The sequence below is a fragment of the Peptostreptococcus sp. genome, assembly GCF_977045075.1.
On sequence record NZ_CDRRTB010000117.1, the window covers coordinates 1 to 3,350 of the forward strand.

4 protein-coding genes are annotated in these 3,350 nt (G+C 32.9%); 3 read left to right on the forward strand and 1 reads right to left on the reverse strand.

What is annotated here, in order from left to right:
- From ACW6OJ_RS07665 to ACW6OJ_RS07675, 3 genes are all read left to right on the forward strand, one after another.
- Window positions 1–380, forward strand: a 380-nt coding sequence (locus ACW6OJ_RS07665) for a sigma-70 family RNA polymerase sigma factor (protein ID WP_456096227.1), incomplete at its 5' end; no start/stop codon positions are given.
- Window positions 381–667: 287 nt separating this feature from the next.
- The gene (locus ACW6OJ_RS07670; RefSeq protein WP_456096228.1) at window positions 668–850 is read left to right on the forward strand and encodes an XRE family transcriptional regulator; all 183 of its coding nucleotides are present in this window, start codon (window positions 668–670) and stop codon (window positions 848–850) included.
- A gap of 112 nt (window positions 851–962) precedes the next feature.
- The gene (locus tag ACW6OJ_RS07675) at window positions 963–1,784 is read left to right on the forward strand and encodes a mechanosensitive ion channel family protein (protein WP_456096229.1); all 822 of its coding nucleotides are present in this window, start codon (window positions 963–965) and stop codon (window positions 1,782–1,784) included.
- 79 nt (window positions 1,785–1,863) lie between these two features.
- Here the strand turns inward: ACW6OJ_RS07675 and ACW6OJ_RS07680 are convergent, their stop codons facing one another.
- Window positions 1,864–3,051 carry a hypothetical protein gene (locus tag ACW6OJ_RS07680; protein ID WP_456096230.1) on the reverse strand — a complete coding sequence of 396 codons (1,188 nt, stop codon included), beginning with the start codon at window positions 3,049–3,051 and terminating at the stop codon, window positions 1,864–1,866.
- Window positions 3,052–3,350 lie beyond the last annotated feature (299 nt).

Here is a 3,350-nt window from a genome sequence, read left to right on the forward strand (position 1 = left end):
GTCCAACACCTTCAGAAATTGCCAGTTATTTAGACATAACTGAAGAAGAAGTTTTGGAAGCTATGGAAGCATCTTATGGCTACCAACCAGTATCACTAGATATGCCTAGTAATGATGATTCAGAGGATAAAGATATGACTCTAGGGGATAGGGTCGGTACAGAGGAAAAGAACTTTAAGTATATTGAAGAAATGGACTTTATTAATCGTTTTATGGAGACATTAAACGAGTTAGAGGTTCAAATTATACGAGGAAGATTCTTTGACAATAAGACCCAGTCAGTCATAGCTGAGGAACTAGGAATATCACAGATGACCGTATCTAGGCTGGAAAAAAAGATAATAGAAAAGCTAAAAAAAGAATATAATAAGGTGGTTTAGGTTAAGTCTAGACCTAGCCAAAATAATTTATGACTTTTATATAAGTAGGCCTAGCTCAGTCAAGTTTACTTGGTAAAGACTAAAAAAATATGAAATTATAAGTCCTTCTATGGTAAAATTAAGTTATCATAGGAGGATTTTTTTTGTAGAAAATCCGTATCAAGAATAAAAAATACTAATATATTTAATAGGTGTAGCAATATATATATTAGTACAGATAAATAATATAAGCTATAGACAAAAAATATAAATATAATACCAATAATATGTGTATGGAGGTTATGTAAATGTCGAGATTAAGAAAACTTATGGAAGAGAAGGGCCTGGATGTTGGCCTACTAGGAGCAGCCCTTAATATCAGTGATAGTGAGATGGAAGAAATAGTGGATAAGGATGATTTAAGCCCTTTGGATGAAGTAATAGGTGAGTTGGCCAGGGTATTTGATATGGATGTAGAGGATTTAATATAGGTTAGTTAGGAAAATTTATGCTAGAGATGGCATAATAAATATTAAGATGACCTAAAGGAGGTTATTTTGGAATATGTAAGGGCAGCTGAGCTTAGGGTAAGGAGGAAGATTTTTGGAAAAAACAATAGAAAAACAAACTACAATTTTCACTAAATATATAGATATTTTTACAGAAAAACTGCCTGCTATTGTATTTGCCATCGTAATAATAGCAATAGGTATATTAATAGCCAAATTAGTTAAGAGGTTTTTGAATAGGATACTTACCAAGTATAAGTCAAGTATTGGTGTCGTTACCTTTATGATTAACTTCGTCCAGGTTACTATTATAATTATAGCCTTTATGCAGGCCATGTCTATATTGGGTGTAAATACCACATCCTTTGTAGCAGTCCTAGGTGCGGCCGGTTTTAGTATAGGTTTAGCCTTTAAGGAGGTCCTATCAAATCTTGGGTCTTGCTTGATAATATTATTTTTCAAGCCATTTGATATAGGTGACTTTATAAATTGTCAGGGAAATGAGGGAACTGTAATGGAGATACTTATGTTCTCAACAAGCCTAAAGACAAATGATAATAAACTGATAGTGATGCCAAACTTTCAGTTAACCTCTAACCCTGTAATTAATTATACAGCCCAAAATAAGAGGAGGATAGACTTTGTATTTAATGTAGAATACGATACAAATGTCAAGACATTATATGAGATATCAAACAGGCTCTTTGACCAGGAAGAAAGGATATTATCTTCACCAAAGCCTTTGATAGGTGTGGAGTCTATGAACAACAATGTAATAAAGTTTATAGCTAGACCTTGGGCAAAGACTGAGGATTACTGGGATGTATACTATAAGTTAATGGAAGAATTTAAATATGAATTTGACCAACATGGTATAAAATTTTCTAGGATAAACCTAGTTCATCCAACAAATTAATAAGAGATAAAAGAGGGAGGAACCGATAGTATCCGGAACCCCCCTCTTTTATTATATGAGAAATCTAGTTAACAATAGGTTAAACTTCTAATTTTTCACCCTTATCCCTCTTCTTTATATTCTTATAGCCTAAGAACCATAATGGTAGGATTATAAATATCCAGTTAAATATACCTAGATACTTATAAGCAACCTGGATAACCCACATTAGACCAAAGTTTGATACACCGTAGCAAACTAAAAGACAAGCTATACTTATAATTGCCTTTCTAAGAATAGGTTTTGATTCCATGCTCTTTAATACATAAGGGTCTAGCCTTTGTACCATACCGAATATAAATCCTACAGCAGTTGTTATAAGAGCCAAGAATAATAAGATAGGGTATAGAACAGCCAGAACTGGTATATTAAGCTGGTTTACTATAAATACTGTAGGTAGCTTTCTAGTTTCTTCATTTATGAAGATGTGTGGCATCTGAGAGAATATCAACAAGCAGATACCAACTAGCATTAAAATATTTATAATTGCACCTATGGCCATTGCACCCTTTGCTTCTTCCTTAAACTTACCACCCTTAAATGAAGCAGAAATACCACCTATAGCACTAATCTGGAAGCCTGCATATGTTAAGGCCCACATAAGTGAATTACCAAGGTTACCAGGAACAGGAGTTCCCTTACCTGAAATACTCCATCTAGCTGATTGAGGATTTACATAACCTTCCTTGAATAATCTGGCTATGTCCGGAGCAAATTTTATATGACCTGCAACCAAAACGATTGTTATGATTATAAGGATTGCAGCCGTCATTATCATGGCATTCTTTCTAACTATATTTTCTCCAAATATAGATAGGAGTGTAACTATAACAAACATTGCTATTGAACCAACTGCAATTGGTAGTCCTAGGTACTGATTACCAAGTAGTCCACCTGTTGCAATTGTAGCAGCAGTAGCAGCTATAGTTGTAATTATAATAGAAAAGTCCATTGCCGGAGTCAAAAACTTTGACTTAGATCCAAAGGCCTCTTTTGACCACTGGTCATAACCCCATTTATCAGTCTGTCTAGCTGTTTCTAGACCAATATAATAAGTGAAAGCAATAATTGCGAATGTGATGATAGGCATTAATACTCCGAACCAACCGTGATTAGCAAAGTATTGAAGCTCTTGTGTTCCAGAAGCAAATCCTGCACCACAGTGGGTAGAAAACCAAACCGTAGCAACACCAATACTTATGGATGTAAAGTACTTGTTCTTAGTCATTAAGAAACACCTCCCATAAATTTATTTGTTTATATTATAACATAGGTTTGATAAAAAATAAGCAGAAAATTTAAAAAAATTAAAAAATATCTATAAAATTTATTTAGAACATTAGAATATATGTGGTTTTACAATGCTATACAATTTTTTTAATAGTGATTAATTGTTAAAAAATAATTACAAATCTTACAATTAAGTGTTATCAATGTTATATATAAATAGATTAGATTTAAGTACAATCTTTAGGTAGAGTAAGGCTTGTTGGTGTATAATAATAAATAAAGTATTTTTATAAAGGG

What these genes read in the sequence shown, in the direction of transcription:
- ACW6OJ_RS07670 (WP_456096228.1), top strand. Translation starts at nt 668, where the DNA reads ATGTCGAGATTAAGAAAACTTATGGAAGAGAAGGGCCTGGATGTTGGC.
- ACW6OJ_RS07680 (WP_456096230.1), bottom strand. Translation starts at nt 3,051, where the DNA reads ATGACTAAGAACAAGTACTTTACATCCATAAGTATTGGTGTTGCTACG.